This window comes from Candidatus Eremiobacteraceae bacterium, from assembly GCA_036511855.1.
GTDB lineage: Bacteria > Vulcanimicrobiota > Vulcanimicrobiia > Eremiobacterales > Eremiobacteraceae > JABCYQ01.
On the sequence record DATCBN010000049.1, the window covers coordinates 24105 to 43586 of the forward strand.

At 63.0% G+C, this 19482-nt stretch carries 22 protein-coding genes; 2 read left to right on the forward strand and 20 right to left on the reverse strand.

Annotation, left to right across the window (positions count from 1 at the left end; genetic code table 11):
- Positions 1–3: 3 nt before the first annotated feature.
- The 18 genes from gatC to VII69_07330 all read right to left on the reverse strand — a co-directional run bounded on the left by gatC (position 4) and on the right by VII69_07330 (position 14834).
- Positions 4–291 carry an Asp-tRNA(Asn)/Glu-tRNA(Gln) amidotransferase subunit GatC gene (gatC, locus tag VII69_07245; GenBank protein ID HEY5094889.1) on the reverse strand — a complete coding sequence of 96 codons (288 nt, stop codon included), beginning with the start codon at positions 289–291 and terminating at the stop codon, positions 4–6.
- Between the two features lie 25 nt (positions 292–316).
- Positions 317–1675, reverse strand: a complete 1359-nt coding sequence (rlmD, locus tag VII69_07250) for a 23S rRNA (uracil(1939)-C(5))-methyltransferase RlmD (protein HEY5094890.1) — start codon at positions 1673–1675, stop codon at positions 317–319.
- Positions 1653–1835 carry a hypothetical protein gene (locus tag VII69_07255; GenBank protein ID HEY5094891.1) on the reverse strand — a complete coding sequence of 61 codons (183 nt, stop codon included), beginning with the start codon at positions 1833–1835 and terminating at the stop codon, positions 1653–1655. The genes rlmD and VII69_07255 overlap by 23 nt, the downstream gene beginning before the upstream one ends.
- Before the next feature lie 79 nt (positions 1836–1914).
- On the reverse strand, positions 1915–2142 hold the full coding sequence (locus VII69_07260) for a flagellar biosynthetic protein FliO (GenBank protein HEY5094892.1): 228 nt from the start codon (positions 2140–2142) through the stop codon (positions 1915–1917).
- Positions 2139–3326 carry a hypothetical protein gene (locus VII69_07265; protein ID HEY5094893.1) on the reverse strand — a complete coding sequence of 396 codons (1188 nt, stop codon included), beginning with the start codon at positions 3324–3326 and terminating at the stop codon, positions 2139–2141. Before VII69_07265 ends, VII69_07260 begins: the two co-directional genes overlap by 4 nt.
- Entirely contained in the window at positions 3323–3679 is a 357-nt protein-coding gene (locus tag VII69_07270; GenBank protein ID HEY5094894.1) for a hypothetical protein, read from the reverse strand. Before VII69_07270 ends, VII69_07265 begins: the two co-directional genes overlap by 4 nt.
- The gene (locus tag VII69_07275) at positions 3676–4950 is read right to left on the reverse strand and encodes an adenylosuccinate synthase (protein ID HEY5094895.1); all 1275 of its coding nucleotides are present in this window, start codon (positions 4948–4950) and stop codon (positions 3676–3678) included. The genes VII69_07270 and VII69_07275 overlap by 4 nt, the downstream gene beginning before the upstream one ends.
- Positions 4951–4994: 44 nt before the next feature.
- Entirely contained in the window at positions 4995–6323 is a 1329-nt protein-coding gene (locus tag VII69_07280) for a glycoside hydrolase family 125 protein (protein ID HEY5094896.1), read from the reverse strand.
- 98 nt (positions 6324–6421) lie between these two features.
- Positions 6422–7591, reverse strand: coding sequence for an ATP-binding protein (locus VII69_07285; GenBank protein ID HEY5094897.1), 1170 nt, complete (start codon positions 7589–7591; stop codon positions 6422–6424).
- Between the two features lie 13 nt (positions 7592–7604).
- Positions 7605–8342 carry a response regulator transcription factor gene (locus VII69_07290; GenBank protein HEY5094898.1) on the reverse strand — a complete coding sequence of 246 codons (738 nt, stop codon included), beginning with the start codon at positions 8340–8342 and terminating at the stop codon, positions 7605–7607.
- A gap of 142 nt (positions 8343–8484) precedes the next feature.
- Positions 8485–9273 carry a polyphenol oxidase family protein gene (locus VII69_07295; GenBank protein HEY5094899.1) on the reverse strand — a complete coding sequence of 263 codons (789 nt, stop codon included), beginning with the start codon at positions 9271–9273 and terminating at the stop codon, positions 8485–8487.
- Positions 9270–9779, reverse strand: coding sequence for a regulatory protein RecX (locus VII69_07300; protein HEY5094900.1), 510 nt, complete (start codon positions 9777–9779; stop codon positions 9270–9272). Before VII69_07300 ends, VII69_07295 begins: the two co-directional genes overlap by 4 nt.
- Positions 9780–9788: 9 nt before the next feature.
- Positions 9789–10835, reverse strand: coding sequence for a recombinase RecA (gene recA / locus VII69_07305; GenBank protein ID HEY5094901.1), 1047 nt, complete (start codon positions 10833–10835; stop codon positions 9789–9791).
- An 11-nt stretch (positions 10836–10846) separates the two neighbouring features.
- Positions 10847–11752 carry a signal recognition particle-docking protein FtsY gene (gene ftsY, locus VII69_07310; GenBank protein ID HEY5094902.1) on the reverse strand — a complete coding sequence of 302 codons (906 nt, stop codon included), beginning with the start codon at positions 11750–11752 and terminating at the stop codon, positions 10847–10849.
- A 91-nt stretch (positions 11753–11843) separates the two neighbouring features.
- Positions 11844–12668, reverse strand: a complete 825-nt coding sequence (locus VII69_07315) for a FliA/WhiG family RNA polymerase sigma factor (protein ID HEY5094903.1) — start codon at positions 12666–12668, stop codon at positions 11844–11846.
- A complete protein-coding gene (locus VII69_07320; GenBank protein HEY5094904.1) occupies positions 12665–12943 on the reverse strand; it encodes a helix-turn-helix domain-containing protein in 279 nt (92 codons plus the stop codon). The genes VII69_07315 and VII69_07320 overlap by 4 nt, the downstream gene beginning before the upstream one ends.
- 186 nt (positions 12944–13129) lie before the next feature.
- Entirely contained in the window at positions 13130–13777 is a 648-nt protein-coding gene (locus VII69_07325) for an FHA domain-containing protein (GenBank protein HEY5094905.1), read from the reverse strand.
- A 34-nt stretch (positions 13778–13811) separates the two neighbouring features.
- The gene (locus tag VII69_07330) at positions 13812–14834 is read right to left on the reverse strand and encodes an ABC transporter permease (GenBank protein HEY5094906.1); all 1023 of its coding nucleotides are present in this window, start codon (positions 14832–14834) and stop codon (positions 13812–13814) included.
- Positions 14835–15018: 184 nt separating this feature from the next.
- On the opposite strand from VII69_07330, the gene VII69_07335 reads away from it, so the two are divergent.
- Together VII69_07335 and VII69_07340 are read left to right on the forward strand one after the other, a co-directional pair.
- Positions 15019–17121, forward strand: a complete 2103-nt coding sequence (locus VII69_07335) for a sodium-translocating pyrophosphatase (protein ID HEY5094907.1) — start codon at positions 15019–15021, stop codon at positions 17119–17121.
- Positions 17122–17305: 184 nt separating this feature from the next.
- Positions 17306–18151 (forward strand): M48 family metalloprotease, encoded by an 846-nt coding sequence (locus VII69_07340; protein HEY5094908.1) that lies wholly within the window; start codon positions 17306–17308, stop codon positions 18149–18151.
- A gap of 63 nt (positions 18152–18214) precedes the next feature.
- Here the strand turns inward: VII69_07340 and rplL are convergent, their stop codons facing one another.
- Both rplL and rplJ read right to left on the reverse strand, forming a co-directional pair.
- Positions 18215–18595: a 50S ribosomal protein L7/L12 gene (rplL, locus tag VII69_07345; GenBank protein HEY5094909.1), complete on the reverse strand. Its 381-nt coding sequence runs from the start codon at positions 18593–18595 to the stop codon at positions 18215–18217.
- Between the two features lie 38 nt (positions 18596–18633).
- Positions 18634–19164: a 50S ribosomal protein L10 gene (rplJ, locus tag VII69_07350; GenBank protein HEY5094910.1), complete on the reverse strand. Its 531-nt coding sequence runs from the start codon at positions 19162–19164 to the stop codon at positions 18634–18636.
- Positions 19165–19482: the final 318 nt, after the last annotated feature.

A 19482-nucleotide genomic window follows, 5' to 3' on the forward strand; every position in this document is an offset into this window, starting at 1 on the left:
GCCCTACTCGAGTATGCGTGGAACTTTGAAATACGGACCCTCGACATCGGGTGCGTTCCGCAGCGCGCTCGGACGGTCGAGCGAATCGCGGACCACGTCGTCGCGCATCACGTTGAAGATCGGAATCACCTGCGCGGTGGCGGAGACGTGTTCGACTTCGAGCGCTTGAAGCTCCGCGATGAAATCGAAGAGCCTCGAGAACTGCGCCGCGAACGCCTCGGACTCAGGCTGGGTGAGGGCGATGCGGGCGAGCTTCGCGATGTGCGCGATATCGATGGGTACGTCGCTCATGATCTCTCAATCTTTGTAGTGGCAGCTACAGCGCGAATTCGGCGAGCGTCTCCACGTGCCCCGTATGTGGGAACATGTCGAACGGCGTGACGCGTTCCAACCGGTATCCGGAGGCGGTCAGCGCTTTCGCGTCGCGCGCGAGCGTCGCCGGGTTGCAAGAGAGATAAAGAACTCGCGGAGCGCGATTGTCGCTCAGCGCCGCGAGCACCTCCGGCTCACAGCCTTTACGGGGCGGGTCGAGGATGACGGCATCGGCACCCGCGAGCAAGGTTTTGCCCCGTTCGCCTACGAGTGCCCCGGCGACCGAAGCGTGCTCGAACGAAGCGTTGGTCACGGCATTTTCAGCGGCGTTTGCGGCCGCTTCGCCCACGGCTGGAGCGAACGATTCCACCCCGGACGCCGAAATGCCCCGCCGGCCGAGCACGACGCCGAACGTGCCGACGCCGCAATAGAGGTCGATGATCCGGCTCGCCCCGTCGAGCCGCTCGATGAGGCGCTGCGCGATCAATTCGAGCGTCGCGACATTGATCTGGAAAAACGAGGCGATCCCGAACGAGAACGTGGCGCCCGCGACGGTTTCGCGCACGACCGGGCTGCCCCAAAGCGTGGCCGAACGGCGTCCGAACACGGCGTTCTCGCCGGCCGGGTCCCAACTCATCGAAAGCCCAGTGACTCCTGGAATCCGCCTGCGCAATTCGTCCGTGAGCGCTCCGAGCCGCTTGTTCGGCTTCTCGCCGTTGAACGAGACCACGATCTCATCGCGCGTGGAGCTTGCGCGCGCGACCACGTGCGCGAGCCCCGAGAACGCTTCCGGCTCGTCCGCCGCGAAACGCACGAGTTGCGATACCACCGCATCGAGCCGGGGCAATAAGACAGGGCAGCGTTCCACCGGAACGATTCGGTGCGATCGAGCCTCGTAGAATCCAAGCCTCATGGCCCCGCCGGCATAGCGGGCGACGAGCGAGACCTTGTTCCGATAGCCTGCGCGCGGGTCGACTGCGGGCGCTATCGTCTCGTCGACTACGATGCCGTGCAGTCCGCCGAGCCGCTCGAGCGCATCCACGACCAGTCTGCGTTTCCACGCAAGCTGCGCTTCATAGCGGTAGTGAAGTGTTTGACATCCGCCGCAACGTGGAAAAACGGGGCAGCCTGCGTCTACCCGATCCGGCGATGGAGATTCGATCGCGACGACGTGTGCGCTCGCATACGACCGCTTGACCGAGTCCACCGCGACGCGCACGCGCTCGCCGGGTAGGCCGCCGGTGACAAATGTGACGAGGCCGTCGACGCGGCCGACGCCCTGACCGTTCTCGAGGAGATCATCGAGGACGAATGATTGGGCGGCGACGGCTTCGGCGGCGCTACGCGCGCCGTTGGTTGTCAAGGGTCTGGAGCAGATCGTCGGCTTCGTCGATCAGCGCGCGGATGCGGTCGCGCGTGGGATTGTGTTCTTCGGGCAAGGCAAGATTTCGGATGAGGCAGTACGTGCAAAACGCGGATGCCAAAAAGGCTGCGGTCCACACGAACGGATAGATCCGCCTCATCGCCGAGAGAGGTCCTTACTCAGCCGGTTTAGCATGCGGTCGCCGAACCGCGAACAAATATCCAACATATGCTCTATTGTTAGACGCGAACGGGCTGCTGTCCCTCCGGCGCGCCGTTCTGCGGCGCTTGGTAGGCCGAAAGCACGCATATCGCGTGCGGTCCTGCGGCGAGCACAGTGCGATGACCGTCGATATCGATGACGTACACCGCGAGACCGGCGGCAAGCGGTTGCGCCGCCACCACGTCGATGGTGGCGCGCGGACTTCGCCGGAGCCGAGCGATCCAGCGCGCGAGCGGCGCGATCATGCTGCTCCGGCCATCCAACGCGGAACGAGCACTCGCAGGTTCGCTGCATTTCCGTCTACGTGGAGCGTGATCGCCGCCGAGATATGCTGGGTGCGCGCGAGTTGCGCATCGGCAGCGATGTAGACGATTCGCTGCGGCGCGCCGGGCACACGGGTGAGCCGCGCCGCGATGCCATTGACGATCTCCCGAAGCACCGCGTCGGCGGCCGCGCGGACCACGCTGCCGATCTCTTCCGCCTCCGGCACGCGCGCGCCGACGGCTCCCGATGCAAACGCGACCACGGCGTCGCGCTCCGCACAGACCACGAGCGCGCCTTTGCCCCCTGTGGTCAACGCTAGGCGCAGCGCCGCATCTGGCACTTCAGGCGCTTCGACCTCCGTGACCGTGGGCAAAGCGACCGCGACCGGACAATGCAATAGTTCGAAGAGACCAGCACACGCCGCTGCGATGATGTCGCGGATCTCGCCCATGACGTCGCGCTGGATGGCTTCGGGCGACGGCGCGTCCGGCGCACGTTTCGCCGGCTTCTCCATAACAAAGCCGAGCGGTTCCGGCGAACGCAAATCCTGGCTCGGGCGGCGTGGCAGCGTGAGTTCGTCGATCTGCGCCGCTTCACCGATGAACTCAACGCCCGCTTGCCACGCGTACGGTTGGGTGGTGACGACGCATCTGCCGGCGAGTTGTGCGCGGTTTTCGGGAAGCGCGGCATCGGTCCAAGCAGCCGCCGATGGTCGCGATGCGGCGACGATGGAGCTTAAGCCCTCGAAGAACACGTCGGCCACCTTCCCGACAAGCGCGCGCGCGCGCCGCCCGCCGCCGGACTTCACCGAGGAGCCGGTCCCTCCGAGCATCGCGTCGGCAAGACTTGCGGCAAGCGGCGCCTCGAATCCGATCCACCATTGAACGGGGCCGCTGCGAGCCACGTAGTGCCACGCTCCTGGAATGGCGCCGCTCGCGCCTCCGGCGACTGCGCGCACGGGGCGATTGAGATACGCTGCCAGCAACTGGGTGAGTGAACGGCCAAGCGCATCTTCGCCGGCCTTTTGGCCGAGTTCGGTCTGCATCCGTTCGAACGCGGCGCGTTGAACGCCCGACTCGTCGCGAGAAACGAACTTCTTGGCGCCTTCGGGCGCCGAAAGAGCCGATGCGAGACGGCGTAGGTCGTCGTCGTTGACGCGGCTCATGCGAGAGACTTCGCGGCCCGACGCGCGCGGCGCCGTTCGAGACCGGCGCGCATCTGCGACCACGGAATCACTGCTTCGAACGCGAGACGAGCCGTTTCGTCGGCGGCGAGCTGGCGCGCGGCGAGGTGAGCGCCGGCAAGCGTCAACATGGTCCGCCGGGCCGCCGCCACAGCGCACGCGAACGAGCTTCGCGACGCGGATGCGTTGAAGTGGTGAATATCCCCCGCAAATGCAAGACTGTTATGCCGCCGATGGTGCGCGGCCTCGCGCGCAAGTGCGGCGGCGGCCGATGACGCGGCGCGCAATCGCCGCTCGATGCCGCTCACCGCTTCAAGCGTGCGCGTTCGCGTCATGCGGGCGCCGTCCCCGCGAGTGCGCGTACGCCGCGCTCGATGATCTGCCGCCGCTCCGGACCGACTGACACCAGCGTGATCGGCAACCCGCACTCGCGCTCGACGAACTTGACGTACGCTTGCGCCGCGGGCGGCAGCCGGTCGAACGAACGCGCATCGGTGGTGGACTCGGACCAGCCCGCCAATGTGTGATATTCCGGTTGAGCGCCGGCGGCGATCTGGAACGGCACGGAAACGTCGGATGCGCATCGATACGCGACGCAAACGTTGATCTGGTCGAAATCGTCGAGGACGTCTAATTTTGTGAGCGCGATCTCGGTGACGCCGTTCACTTGCGCCGCGTATCGAAGCGTGGCTAGGTCTAGCCAGCCGCAGCGGCGCGGCCGCCCCGTGACGACGCCGAACTCACGGCCGATCGACCGCAGCCGTTCGCCGGTCTGGTCGGTGAGTTCGGTGGGAAACGGGCCGCCGCCGACGCGCGTAGTGTAAGCTTTGACGACGCCCATCACCGATTCCACGCACGTCGGGCCGAAGCCAAGACCGGCTCCCGCGCCGCCGGCGACGGTGACCGACGATGTGACGAACGGATATGTGCCAAACGTGACGTCCAGCATGCTTCCTTGCGCCCCTTCCACGAGCACGCGTTTGCCGGCACGCAGCGCATCGTGCAACATGGAGACCGTGTCGCAGACGTGGCGGAGCATGCGCGGCGCGAATCGGTCCAACCACTGCATGATCTCGCCGGGGTCGACCTCGATGCCGGTCGGCGCGAGCGCGGCAGCGCGGCTCTCGACGATCGAACGGCAGTGAGCCAGGTCGCGCAAATCTCCTGCGCGGATCCCGCATCGTGCGACGCGATCTCCGTAGGCCGGTCCGATTCCGTTGCCGGTGGTGCCGATGGCGTCTTTGCCGCGTGCGCGTTCGCCGGCACGATCGAGTTCGATGTGATAGGGAAGGATGAGCTGCGCGAGATCCGAGACCCAGACGCGGCTCGTGTCGATGCCGGCCGCGTCGAGCGCGGCGATCTCTGCCAAGAACGATTCAGGATTGACGACTGTGCCCGGGCCGATGATGCATGACTCGACACCGGTGACCACGCCGCTCGGAACGATGCGCAGCTTGTACGTCTTGTCGCCGACGATGACCGTGTGACCCGCATTCGCACCTCCACCGAAGCGCGCAGCGATGTGCGCGCCGGCGCACAGATAGTCCACGATGCGGCCCTTGCCTTCATCACCCCACTGAATACCGACGACAAGGTTGACGGGCATGCCGGCTACCTCTCAAGGACGACGATGATACTCTGCGCCGATGTTCAGCGAGAGCCCGACGCGGCCCTCGCCATTTCTTGCGGCGCTTCACCGACGTTGGCTGTAGGCAGCGCCGTGTACGCCATGACGCGGGTGAGAACCAGCTCGGCGAACAGCGAGCATGGCCAAGCGAAATTTGAGCGCGTGTAGTGCGCCGGCTCGTTCGGATCGAAAGATTCGTGCAACAGGTGGTCGCCGAGATCGGAATTGTGCAACTGCGCGATGATCGTCGACACCTCGGCGGGATCCGTCGACGTGAGGGCCTGCATCACGAGCGCCAACGGCCATACATAGCCGTTCGGAGTGTGCGGACTTCCCTCGCCGCTCGCGGCGGCACCCGTGTAGTAATACGGATTATCTACCGACAACGCGAAGCGCCGCGTGTTCTGGTAGATCGCGTTCGTGGACGTTTCGTAACCTATATACGGGATGGAAAGCAGGCTCGGGACGTTGGCGTCGTCCATCAAATTGACGTGTCCGGTGCCGTCGACTTCGTACGCATACATGTATCCGTACTTGTCCGAGTATACGATCGCGTAGTTGTTGATGCCGGTGCGGATGCCATCGCGAACCTCCGTCGTTTGCGCGCGCATGGCGTCGTCGTGCCAAACGTTTGCTTCAATCTCGGCTAGGTCGGTCAACGCCACCACGGCGAACATGTTGTCGGGGACGTTATAGCCGTATTGCGCCGGATCATCGCTCGGCCGGAAACCCGTCCACACCATACCGGTGTAACCGACCGGTGCGCCTGCGCCCCCATTGACAAGCGCTTGATGGCGGTAGTTCGAAAGGCTGTGGTCGCGTTCGAGTTCCATGACTCCAAGCGCCGCTTCGTACGCACGCTTCACCTCGGGCGTGAACACCGTGTCGTCGCCGGTGTGCTTCCAATAGGTCCACGAAAGCCAAATCGGATACGCGAGCGAATCGAGCTCGAATTTCTCCTCGGCGACCTTGTAGTCGCTGTTAAAAGCGTTGGCGTACGGATCGACGAGCAGATCATTCGCTTCGCGCGCGATGACCCCGCGCAACATGGCTTTCACCGCCGGGTCGTCGGCGAAATATATGTACGGCCGCACCTCAGCGCTCGCATCCCGCAGCCACATCGCGCCGATGTCGCCGGTTATGACGTACGTCGTGTCGTCGGGTGCGTAGGTGATGTCGTTTTGGATGGTGGTGAGCAGACATTGCTGATAGAGAGCGCCGGTATCGAGGCTACCGCCGTGATAGCCGGCGGCCGCTTTGGAAATGGCGTCGAGTTCTGCTGCTTGCGTGGGCGTGGGGACTTCGGCGCATAGGACTGCGGCGGCAGTTATAACGGCCAACCAGATCCTCACGCAAAATCCTCCTGACGGGCGCCGCGCGACGTTCCCTGTCTCGAGGCGGCGTCATCGTTGTTTGCGCGAAAGTTTCGGCGCTCCTGCGAGATCTCTTATCAGGATGCGATATGAAGTTTGATGATGACCGATGCTCCGCCGCCGCGTCGTCCTGCCGCGCGCAATATTCCGCCGTGGGCTTCGACGAGCAGTCGCGCGATGGACAACCCAAGTCCGAATTGCCCACCTGGACCCACCATGAACGGCCGCGCGAAATCGTGCAGCGTTTCTCGCGCGAAGCCTTCGCCGTCGTCGCACACCGCGATCCGGAGCTCCCCCGCGCGTACGCCGATGCGGACCTCAACTCGGCCGGCCGCGTGGCGGGCCGCGTTGTCAACGAGATTGACGAGCACCTGCAGCATCCGTTCGCCGTCGACGGGCGCGACCGCGCGGCCGTTTTGCGTGAAGCGCAAGCTCCGCTCCGCGTATCGAGGTTCGACGGAACGCCACGCTCGTTGAACGATGGCGCCGATATCCGCGGGCGCGATGCACAGGCGCAGACTGCCCGCACCCCAAGCACCCGCGTCGATGAGGCCCTCGACCAACCGCGTGAGCCGCGCCGCCTCAGAGGCGATGACGTCGAGGTAGTGCCGCCGCTTCGATGCGGCCAGTCGAGGTGCCGACTGCAGCCGCTCCACGTACCCGACGATGGCGGTGAGCGGCGTGCGCAGTTCGTGTGTGACCGATGCCAAGAATGTGGACCGCCGCTCTTCCACTCGAGCCACCACTGCGGCGCCGCGCAATGCGTGACGCAGTCCAACCATGGGTGACGTCGAGTCGACCGGCTCGATCACGGTCCAGCCCGCGCGCACGCCGGCGAGACGCGGAACGGCTCCCACGGGCCGGGCGTCGCGAAATGCTTGAAGCACCGCGCTTCGCAAACGCATCGCCGCCACCACCAGGTCGGGGTCGGCCACTGCGGCTTGCGCTCGAGCATCGACCGCCCGTCCGACCAGCAGTGCGGCAAACCATGCGGCGCTCGGACCAGCCGCGACGACGTCTCCGTGCCGGAGCACGCTGCCGGCGGACGCGGCGAGAGCCGTCGCAACTGCTTGCTTGCACGCCTGCAATGCCTTGCTGCGCTGACCGCCGCGAATGCCGTCCAGCCCGGTGATCTCAAGGTAGAGGAGAGGAGCCGCGCGGCCCTGTTCGGCGAGCTGCCTCAGGCTCGGTGTGAGGCCACGAAGGTCGGCGATGCGCGACGGCAGATGGCGCCGCTCCGTGGGCATGCCGCTCTAGTCCCTAGCCGGTTCCGGGTGTTGAGAGCTTGTAGCCAAGGCCGTGAATGGTGTGGAGATACCGCGGCGAGCGGGCATCGTCGCCGAGCGCGCGGCGCAGACGGCGGACATGGACGTCGACCGTGCGCGGGTCGCCATCGAAATCGAATCCCCATACCGTCTCGATCAATTGATCGCGGGTGAATACGCGGCCCTCGTTGCACGCCAGCAGCCAAAGCACGTCGAATTCGCGCGGTTTGAGGCGTACCGGTTTGCCGTCAAGGGTGACTTCGCGCCGCTGCGCGTCGACCGCAATGGCGCCGACGATTCGACGAGCCGCGGCCGCGAGCGGCGCCGCGCCCGAGCGGCGGAGGACCGCCCGCACTCGCGCGACCAGTTCTCGAGGGGAGAATGGCTTGACGATGTAATCGTCGGCGCCGAGCTCCAATCCCACGATGCGATCGACTTCGGCGCCGCGCGCGGTGAGAAAGACGACGGGTGCGTTCGTCTCTTTGCGCAGCGAACGGCACACTTCAAATCCGTCGAGTCCCGGCAATCCGATGTCGAGGACGACCACATCGGGCGAATGTTTGCGCGCGCTGCGCAGCGCCGCCATGCCATCGGACGCGGAGTCGACGGAAAAGCCTTCGGCGGTGAGGGCGTCGCGAACCAATTCCGTGATCGCCGGTTCGTCGTCCACGACGAGCGCGACACGCGTGGCGGGCGCAGTCACAGCCTTCTCGCCGGCCGCCAATAATTTCATAGACGACCCCGTAGTCGGACGAGCGACGACGATCGCCATATGACGACAACAGACGTTCCCATAAAAGTGTCGACCTTTCGGAACGAATATCTAACGAGCTTTAAAGTATATCACGTATGAGTGCGCTGCGGACGCTAGCGTGCTACGCTATTTTGTCGATGCGTGTCACGCAGATGGCGCCCATGAGCGGGCCGCCTTTACCGTTGCGGCGATACGAATGTAAGATGTCGGCGCGGCAACGCGTGCACGCGCGCGCGACGTGGATTGTGCGGACGCCTTCCGAGCTCAAGCGCGCAGCGATGGACGACGCGGCGTCCAACGAAACGCTGTCGTCGCGATGCCGCTCGATGACGAGCATCGCAGCCGGGCGCGTGTGGCCCGGGAATTGCGCCGCGACCTCAGGCCCGACTTCGAAGCAGCAGGCTTGGAGGTGAGGGCCCACCGCGGCGACGAGCTGCCGCGCACTGGCCCCCCGTTCAACGCACGCACGCACGCCCGATTCGATCACGCCGGCCACGATGCCGCGCCAGCCTGCGTGCACCAACGCGCTGACTCGGCGCGAAGGATCGATGAGCCACACCGGCGCGCAATCCGCAGCCAAGACGACGGGAACATCGTGCGCCGAATCGGCGATGACGCCGTCGGCTTCGACGCGGCGGCCGTCGCGCAGCGTTTCGGCACCGGCGATGACCGCGCCATGCACTTGGTCGACGCCGCGCAGACGTGCGCCTGCGCCTGGGGATAGCGACTCGGCCCATGAGTGGAATTCGACGCGGGTCCGCGCGTTGACGGACGCAGCCGACATGAGCCCATGAAAATCCAGCGGCGCGAGCGCCCCTGCGATGATGACGGTGCCGCCGGCGCGGAGCTCCGCAAAACGGAATCCGCCTCCGAGATCCTCGCTCTGGAGCGCCTCGAGTGCTGCGCTCACTCGAGCACCTCGATCTGATCGGGCATGTTGCCGCGCCGCTCGGCGCTTCGGCGCAACGCGCGACTGATGTTGGGCGCTCCGAATCCGAGTCGTTCGAGCCGGCGGCCGAGCTGCGCGTATCCGTCGGCAGGCCGCATCGCCTCTAGCTTTGCGAGCGCGCGCTCGATGCGCGAATCCTCGTCGTCTTCAAGTTCGTCTAAGACTTCGCGCGCAAGATCGCCGTCGACGCCGTTGCGTACGAGCTCTTGGAACAGGCGCAATCGACCGACCGCTTTGCGGTCGAGCACGGACTTGAGGTGCAACTGGGCGTACGTGCGGTCGTCGAGATATTTTCGGCGCTCGCATTCGGCGAGCGCCGCTTCGATGGCATCGGCAGCGTGTCCGCGGTCGCGCAGTTTCTGCGCGAGCTGCGACCTGGTCATGCGCCGTCCTGAGAGCAGGCGCACGGCTGCGGCGATGGTGCTCCCGCCGGGTCGCGCCGCCTGCGCGCCCGGATGGCCGTCCACGGAGCGGGCTTACTCGCCGACGACTGCGAATCGGGCCGCGCCGTTGTCGACGGCGATGGACCCTACAGGGGGCTTGACCAGCGTGGCGCGGATCTTCCCTTCCAGTTCGTCCGCGGTGTCGGTGTGCTCCTCAAGATAGGTCTTAGAATTCTCGCGACCCTGTCCGATGCGGGTGTCGCCATAGGTGTACCACGATCCGCTCTTGCCGACGAAGTTCAACTCGAGCCCGACATCGATGAGCGAGCCCGTCTTACTGATGCCTTTGCCGTACATGATGTCGAAGTCGGCGACGCGGAACGGGGGAGCGACCTTGTTCTTGACGACCTTCACCCGTGTGCGGTTGCCGATGACGTCGGTGCCCGACTTTATGGTCTCCAGGCGGCGGACGTCCAAGCGAACGGACGCGTAGAATTTTAGCGCCCGGCCGCCGCTTGTGGTCTCGGGATTGCCGAACATGACGCCGACCTTCTCGCGGATCTGATTGATGAACACCATCGTGGTGCGCGATTTGCTGATGGCTGCGGTGAGCTTGCGCAGTGCTTGCGACATGAGCCGCGCTTGCAGACCCATGTGCGCGTCGCCCATATCGCCCTCGATCTCGGCTTTCGGCACCAGGGCCGCCACCGAATCGACGACGACGATGTCCACTGCATTCGAGCGGACCAGCATCTCGGCGATTTCGAGGGCCTGTTCTCCGGTGTCGGGCTGCGAGACGAGCAGATTGTCGAGATTCACGCCTAAATTCGAGGCATAGAGCGGGTCCAAAGCGTGCTCGACATCGATGAACGCGGCGGCCCCGCCGTTCTTCTGCGCTTCGGCGATGCAATGGAGCGCTAAGGTGGTCTTGCCCGAAGATTCCGGGCCGTAGATCTCAACGACACGGCCCCGCGGAAGACCCCCGACTCCAAGCGCGATGTCCAACGCGATGCTGCCTGTGGACACCGTCTCGATGGCGATGGCAGATGCCGCCTCGCCAAGCTTCATGATGGCGCCCTTGCCGAATTGCCGTTCGATTTGTGCGACAGCGTTTTCCAGCGCCTTGTCTTTTTCGGACACCGCGTTCTCCTTCAAAATAATGCGTCCACGTACGACCGAGGGTCGAACGCGCTCAATTGATCCACCGTTTCGCCGAACCCCACATACTTGATGGGAATATCGACTTGATCCATCACCGCGACGATTATCCCGCCTTTCGCTGTGCCGTCTAGTTTCGTCAGGACGACCCCGGTTACTTGCGTCGCATCGTGAAAGAGCCGGGCTTGGGAAAGCGCGTTCTGGCCGGTGGTGGCGTCGAGAACGAGCAGGGTCTCATGGGGCGCACCGGCCACTTCGCGCGCGATCACGCGTCGCATCTTCTTCAACTCTTCCATCAAATTGTGCTTGGTCTGCAGCCGCCCCGCCGTGTCGATGAACACCACATCGATGCCGCGCGCCTTCGCCGCGGCGAGACCGTCGAAGATGACCGCAGCCGGATCGGCCCCTTCCGCGCGCCGGACGATCTCCGCATCGGCCCGTCGAGCCCAGATCTCCAACTGATCCGCTGCCGCGGCCCGAAAAGTGTCGCCCGCGACGAGCATGACGGATTTGCCCCGCTTGTGCTCCTTGGCAGCCAGTTTGCCGATCGTCGTGGTCTTTCCCGAGCCGTTGACGCCGACCACCAGCACGACGTGGGGCCGGCCGGTCTCGATCATGCCGGCAAGCGCTGGGTGGCGCAGATAGTCGCCCAGATCTTCCTTGAATACTTTGACGACATCGGCCGCGACGCGCAGATTGCGCTGCTGCGCGGCGGTCTTGAGCTGGCCGAGGATTTTTTCCGTGGTGGGCACGCCGAAATCGGCGCCGATCATGGTCTCTTCGAATTCTTGCCAGAACGCGTCATCCACCAGTTGACGGCCGATGAGCGAATTCCAATGGCCCTCAAGTTGATTGCGCGTCTTTTCAAGACCGTCGCGAAACGAGTTGAGCCATTGCATCGCATGCGGTTTCGCCCGTTCGGCAGCGCGTTCTTCTACTGCATGCCGGGGCGCCGGCGAACCCCTCGTCGGAATCCGACCCGGGGCGGCCCTAACTTGCGGTTTGCGGCTTCTTTCTCACGTATTTTTGCTTCACGTTGGGGTCGCCCTCGCGGAACGTGCCCTCGACGTGCATGGCTTTGAGCTTGGATCGCAGGCGGATGACGGCCTGGGCATGGATCTGAGAAACGCGCGATTCCGAAACATCGAGCACGCTCTTGATCTCTTTGAGCGTCAGCCCTTCGAAGTAGTAAAGAGAGATCACCGTGCGTTCTTGCGGCGGCAGGCTGTCGACGGCAGTGGCGAGCGACCCTTTCATTTCGGTGGATTCAAGGAGGAACGTGGGATCGGGGCCGCCGTCCTTCAACGTGTCGACGAGCGCGACATCGTGACCGCGCTCGTTCGGCAAGAATTCTTCGAGCGACAACACGGAGGTGCTGCGCACCTTGAGCAGCAGCGAATGGTAGTCTTTCAGCGGAATGCCGAGCGCGGCCGCGACCTCGACATCGTCCGGCGCGCGCCCCATCCGCCCTTCGAGCTCCGCGAAGATCCTCTCCATCTCGCGCGCTTTTTGGCGCACCGCGCGCGGCACCCAGTCGAGCGCGCGAAGCGCATCGAGTATGGCACCGTTTATGCGTGTGATGGCGTACGTCTCGAACTTCACGCCGCGTGAATCGTCGTATTTGTTGATGGCGTCGATCAATCCCAGGATTCCTTCGTTGACGAGATCGTGGATCTCGACGTGCGAGGGCAGATTGATCGAGATGCGCCCGGCGACGTATTTGACGAGATGCAGATACTTATGGATGATCTCTTCGCGCGTCAGCGTCAGACCCGCGATCGTACATCGATCCCTGACCGGTGTGCGCGAGCTCATGTTTTCGACCGCCGGCCCAGATCGGTCGACCGCCGGTCCAAATCGGTCGCCCCATTGCGGTTTATGCGTTTGACATCCATGAGACGTGCGAGCGCTTCGCGCCGGAAGCGGTATTGACCGCCGGGCGTCTTGATCGCATCGACGAGCCCTTCGCGGGCCCAACGTCGAATAGCCGCCCTTGTCATATTGAGGGCACGCGCGACTTCGCCGGACGTCATCCAGTCCTTGGGTGGGATTCCGGCAAGACTTGCGCTACCGCGCCGTGCGCCTGCCATTGCGGCCTTCTTCCATGAAGACTCAAAATCGAGCCATCGGATAGAGGCTCTCGCTCATCCGCACACTCAAGCCGAACGCTGAATAGCTCGGCGCCTCCCGTTTTCCTAGCGGACCGTTTTTTCCCTTTTTGCGCGAATGACCGTATTGCTCCTAATATCCCGAATATCTTATTAGTACGCAATTAGCTAAGATTCTTTGGCCGGGCACAGCCGCAAAGTACAGTGCGTTTGACCGAACATCAGCCTGTCGCCGTCTTTCAGCGCCGCCAATATATGCGCGCCGACGCGCGTCGACCCGTTGAGATAGGTCCCGTTCGCGCTGTCCAAGTCCTCGATGGCGAATCCGCCGTGTCTGCGCAAGATGAGCGCATGGCGGCGCGAGACGTAGCTTTCCGGATCCGCCGCTGTTAGGTCGATCTCGGGAAACACCCGATCCAACTTCGACGCGCGGCCCACAAGGAGCACGTCTCGGTCGAGCTTCACCACGCAGCCGATGCTTCCAACCCCGTCCTCGTGGACGATCAATTCGCCGTCCACGGTCGGACGTGTGATGCGCCGCGTCGGGACCGCGGTTGGGATTCCGCCGCCGATCGGTGCCGGCAATTCGTCCCCGCACACTTTGCAAAAAGTCTCGCCGAGGCTATTGGTGGCCTCGCAGCGGGCGCAGATGCGCGTGTCGTGCGGTGTGCTTCTACCGGGGAACGCCGTTGCCGGCGAGCGGCGGTAGGTCTCGGTTGTGTCGGTTGTTCGGTCGCTGATCGTCGTCTCCCCTGAAGTGGATTGCGGCCGTGACTTATACCCGCGCTGAATCCTATCGTACCACGCTCGCGTCACGCTCGTCGCGTGATGGCGGTTACAAACGAGGCTGTCACGCGTATCTGATTTTTGGATTGAGGACGGCGTAGAGCAGATCGACGAGCAGATTCACGACGACGAAGGTGGTGGCGAACAGCAAAATGGACCCGTTGATGAGCGGATTATCTCGATTGCTTATGGCTTCGAAAGCGAGCCTGCCGACGCCAGGCCATGCAAAGATGCTCTCGGTCAGCACCGCGCCGCCAAGCAAAAGTCCGGTCTGCAGTCCGATGACCGTGACGATCGGGATCAGCGCATTGCGAAGCCCATGATGCATCACAACGGCAAAGTAGCTCAAGCCTTTAGCTCTTGCCGTCCTGATGTAATCCGTCTGCATCACCTCGAGCATGCCGGCGCGGGTCATCTTCGCGATGATCGCCATCGGTATCGTTCCAAGCGTGATCGCGGGCAGCGCGAGATGCCGCAGAACGTCGACGAAGGCAGGCCAATTTCCGGCGAGCAGTGCATCGACGGTAAGCAAGTGCGTGTGCGCCGTCACGTCGTAGCGCAGCGAGATTCGTCCGCCGATCGGGAACAGATCCAGATTCCATAACTTAGACGGTTCGTACGCGATGAGCCACAACATCATCCATCCGAGCCAGAATACGGGAACCGATACGCCGAGGAGAACCAAGACGGAAAGCGCGGTGTCGATCCAGGTGCGGTGATTGAGCGCGGCGACGATGCCGGCCGGAATGCCGACGAGGACCGCGACGAACATCGCCGCAAGCGCCAACTCGAGCGTCGCCGGAAAATACGTCTGCAGCTTCGAGACGACCGGCTCGTTGTCGGCGAGCGACACCCCAAGATTGCCGTGGGCGACTTGGACAAGGTATGCCCAAAGCTGGACGTACCATGGCCTGTCGAGGCCCAATTGCTGCGTGAGCCGGATGATGTCGGCGCGCGTGGCATGCTCGCCCAAGAGGATCTGCACCGGATTCCCGGGGATTTCGTGCAAGAAGAAAAACGTGAGAACGGTGATCGTGACCAGCACGGCCACGAAGCGGATCGCACGCGCAAATAAGAATCTCGCCACGCGCCTAGGGCCTTTGTTGTTCCGGCCGAAGCGACCCTTCCCACAGCATCTTGACTGCATGGCGCAGGAGGAGCGGGACGGACCGGAAAAATCCGCAAGGTTATCTAGCAAGTGCCTTTAGGTATGCGTATACCCTATTGCCGCGCGGCGGCGGCGCGCTTCACGGAGATATGCAAGCAACACTATGAATCACTATTCGTCAATGTCGATGGAGCAACTGGCTATCGGATTCGCGCTCGTGTGCGGGCTTCTCGCCATCGGCTACGGCGCGTACCTCATCTCGTGGATTCTGCGCAAGTCCGACGGCAATCCCAAGATGCGCGAAATCGCGGCCGCCATCCAAGAAGGTGCGATGGCGTACATGAAGCGCCAATATAGCACCATCGCCGTCGTAGCCGTCGTGCTCGCCATCGTGCTGGCCGTCGTCTTCAAAGGTTGGGAAGCGTCGGTCGGCTTTCTCGTCGGCGCGATCCTGTCCGGCCTGACTGGATTCATCGGCATGTTCGTCGCCGTGCGCGCGAACGTCCGCACGGCCGAAGCAGCGAAAGGCGGGCTGGGCGCGGCGTTCGACGTCGCGTTCAAGGGCGGCGCCATCACGGGTCTGCTTGTCGTCGGCCTCGGCATCATCGCGGTGTCCGGCTATTTCGCGATCATGCATTCCGTCTACGGCGACGACTTGCCCTCGGCTTTGAACGCCATGGTCGGTCTAGGCTTCGGTTGTTCGCTGATCTCCGTGTTCGCGCGTCTCGGCGGCGGCATCTACACCAAGGGGGCCGACGTCGGCGCCGATCTCGTCGGCAAAGTGGAAGCCGGCATACCCGAAGACGATCCGCGCAACCCAGCGGTCATCGCGGACAACGTGGGCGACAACGTCGGCGATTGCGCCGGTATGGCGGCCGACTTATTCGAGACCTATTGCGTCACCACCATCGCCACCATGCTGCTCGGCGCTCTCGTATTCAAAGGCAACGCTGAACTCCAGCTGATCTCCACTTTGTTTCCGCTGGTCCTCGGTGGGGCCTCGATAATCACGTCGATCATCGGCACCGCATTCGTCAAGGTCAAGAACAAGAACATCATGGGCGCAATGTATGTCGGCTTGGCCATCGCGGCCGTGCTTTCGGCCATCGCCTTTTACTTCATCACCGGCCACATCATGCAGAATGCGGCTCAGGTCGACGAGCGCTTCACCCCGCTGAATCTCTGGTACTGTTCGCTCGTCGGTCTTGTGATCACCGGCCTCATGGTGATCATCACCGAATACTTCACCGGCACTCAATTCCCGCCGGTGCAAGCGATCGCGCGGGCTTCCACGACCGGGCATGCCACGAACATCATCACCGGCCTTGCAGTCTCCATGAAGGCGACCACGCTGCCGGTGATCGTGATCGTACTCGGCATTTTGGTGTCGTACGGTCTCGCCGGCTTGTATGGCGTCGCCATCGCTGTGATGTCCATGCTTTCGATGGCGGGCGTCATCGTCGCGCTCGACTCGTACGGGCCGATCACCGACAATGCCGGCGGCATCGCGGAAATGGCGAAACTTGGTCCGGAGATCCGCGGCATCACCGATCCGCTCGATGCTGTCGGGAACACGACCAAAGCCGTCACCAAAGGCTATGCCATCGGTTCCGCTGCGCTCGCCGCCATCGTCTTGTTCGCATCGTTCCAACAAGAATTGGCGGGCATCGGATCCCAAACGCTCGTCTTTGCGCTCGACAAACCGTACGTTCTTGCCGGGTTGCTGCTCGGCGGCGCGCTGCCGTATATATTCGCTGCGCTGTGCATGGAAGCGGTCGGTCAAGCAGGCAGCGCGGTGGTCGAGGAAGTCCGCCGTCAGTTCCGCGAGATCAAAGGCATCATGGATGGGACCGGCAAGCCTGAATACGGCCGTTGCGTGGACATCGTGACCTCATCCGCGCTTCGCCAGATGCTCGTGCCCGCGCTCATCCCGGTGCTCACGCCGGTCTTCATCGTCTTGCTCGGCGTGGTCGGCATCATCAGCAGCGAAAACGCGGCGCTCATGCTCGGCGGCGTTCTCGTCGGATCGATCGTGACCGGCATCTTCGTCGCCATCTCAATGACTTCTGGCGGCGGCGCGTGGGATAATGCGAAGAAGTACATCGAAGACGGCAACTACGGGGGCAAGAAAAGCCCCGCTCACCAAGCCGCGGTCACCGGCGATACCGTCGGCGATCCGTACAAAGACACTGCCGGCCCTGCGATCAACCCGATGATCAAGGTGCTCAACATCGTGTCGCTGCTCCTGGTCCCGTTCTTGCACTAATTGAATCGTACTAGGGCAAGCATCGCTTGCCCAAAGATGGGTGAGCGTTGCTCACCCTAGTACGACGGCAAGCATCGCTTGCCCAAAGATGGGTGAGCGTTGCTCACCCTAGTACGAGGGCAAGCATCGCTTGCCCAATGTCCCACAGAAACGCCGCCCCGACCCCTTACGTTATAGAACTGCTATGAACGCTCAGACCCCCACCGATCCCCAAACTCTTTCACGGCGTTGCCTGCTCTGCGGCGCCGGCGCGTTCGCCGCGCTGGCGGCGCTGCCGGCCGGCGCGCTGCCCGCGGCGGCAGACGCCCACGATCAAGAACGCCAAATAGGACAGCAAGTCTACAATCAACAGAAGAGCCAAGGGCTTATCGTGGACTCATCGCCGTATTATCCGGTCTTGCGCAAGATCGGCGATAACATAAGCCGAGCTGCGGCGCCGCATTGGTATACCATGAATTTCATCGTGGTGAAAGGGACCGACGCCAACGCTTTTTCGGTGCCCGGCGGCAATATCTACGTGACCCAAGCACTGCTGCACGACAGCGAAAACGAAGACGAGCTCGCGAACGTGCTCGGCCACGAAACGGGCCATCTCGTGCTCGGCCACGTCATGGATCGACTGCACAAGGCACAGACGGCCAATGTCGTCGGCACCATCCTCGGCATCTTCATCCGCAATCAGACCACGGCGACCATGGTGAATCTTCTCGGCAACTACGCGTTTCTCAACTTCTCGCGCGCGCAAGAGTACCAAGCCGACCATGAAGGCGTGATCCTCGCCGGCAAAGCCAACTACAATCCTTACGGCATGGAGTGGTTTTTTCAGAAACTCCAAAAGTTGTACGGCAACGCGGGGTTCGAACAATATGTGCAGGACCACCCGTCCACCGACGACCGCATCACTCGAATCCAACAATTCTTCAATAGCGATCCGGCGCAGTTCGGCAAGTGGCAAAACACGATGACGTCCAAGAGCGGATTGGCCACGTCCAATGGATCGGATGCGAGAGTGATCATCACGCCGTCCTGACAGGCGGCGAACAAATACGAAGAGAGGGCAAGCATGGCTTGCCCTCTCTTCGTTCCGATCGTTCTACTTGATTTCGACCTTCGCGCCTTCGGCCTCGAGTTTGGCTTTGATCGCGTCGGCTTCTTCCTTGGTCACGCCGGTCTTCACAGCCTTGGGCGCGCCTTCGACGAGATCCTTAGCCTCTTTGAGGCCGAGACCGGCGACGACTTCGCGCACGACTTTGATGACGTTGATCTTCTTGTCGCCGGCGGCCGTCAGCACGACGTCGAACTCGGTCTTGGCTTCGGCGGCGGGAGCACCCGCGGCCGCCGCACCGGGCGCCGCAGCCATCATCACCGGCGCCGAAGCGCTGACGCCGAACTTCTCTTCCAGCGTCTTGACTAGTTCGTGCAGCTCGAGCACGGTGAGTTTGTCGATGTGATCGAGAATTTCTTGAATCGCCATGATACTTTCCTGATATCCTTTCGCAAATTGCTGATGAATTAAGCTGCCGGTTCTTCCGATTTCTTCCTATGGATCGCGCTGATTACGTGCACGATCCTGGCTCGATGGCCGCCCAAAACGCCGACGATTCCGTGAATCGGGCTCTTGAGGCTTCCGACGAGCCTGGTCAAGAGCTCGACGCGCGACGGGACCCTCGACAGCGCTTCGATCTTCGGACGATCGAAATACTCGCCGTCAACAAACGCTGCCTTGATGGTCAGCTTTTTGCTTTCGGTCGCGAACTGCGTGAGCGCCTTGGCCGCGCCCACGGGATCCGGTCCCGTGAATGCGACGCCGGTGGGCCCTTCGAGAATGGACTTGAGCTGCGCTCGCTTTTCGTCGCCGATCGCGATGCCGAACAGCGTGTTCTTCACCACTTCGTAGCTCGCCGAGGCCTTACGCAGGCTCGTGCGCAGGGTGCGCATTTCGCCGACGGTGAGACCGCGGAAGTCCGTGAAAAAGACGTTCGAGCTCTGCGCGATCTTCTCGCGCAGAACCGCGATGGCTTTGTCTTTCTTTTCAGTTGGCATTAGACTAGTGTCACCTCCTCAGATAATGATGCGGGCGCCCTCTCGATCTCTCAAGAAAGCGCCCGCGAAAAAAATCTTCTTCGCTTATCGCTTCCTCGGCAGGCCCCAACTTAGGGCTTAACGGCTTCCATTTCAGGAAGCGCGACCTGCGGTCATCGGACGACCCGATTCGTGGAACGCTCTCGCGTATCCACGGAATTCTTTATGTTATGCGGCGTCAGCGGCCGACTTCAGCCGCGAGGAATCCACTCGAATTCCGGGCCCCATAGTGGAGGCCACGCTGATGCTTCTCAAGTAGGTTCCTTTCGCCGACGCCGG